Below are 319 nucleotides of genomic sequence, written 5' to 3' on the forward strand. Positions count from 1 at the left end.
TTTTTTAGGTAGGCCACCTCGGTCTCGAGCCTTCGGCAGCGCTCCTCGAGCTCCTGCTCGCGGGTGCGCCCGCGCGACTTGGGGCCGGACCCCTTCGGCCTGCCCCTGGGCCTGGGCCTGAGCGCCTCGGCGCCGCCCTCGCGGTAGAGCGCGCACCATCTCTTGAGCGGCGCCAGGGACATGACCCCGAACGCCTCCATGGCGTCCTGCTTGCCCATGCCGCCGTCGACCACGGCCGAGGCGGCGGCGACCTTCTGCTCGTATGTGTACCTGGTCTGCTTGCCGTCCATGGATAGCAGCACCTCGCTTCCGAACGACC

General features: G+C 69.6%; 1 protein-coding gene. It reads right to left on the minus strand.

Translation table 11 applies throughout. The features are described from left to right. The coding region (locus ACTQ1S_RS09420; protein ID WP_441547577.1) for a transposase at positions 1–319 on the minus strand (319 nt) is incomplete at both ends.

Source organism: Collinsella sp. LCP21S3_D3, from assembly GCF_052118305.1.
Taxonomy (GTDB): Bacteria; Actinomycetota; Coriobacteriia; order Coriobacteriales; family Coriobacteriaceae; genus Collinsella.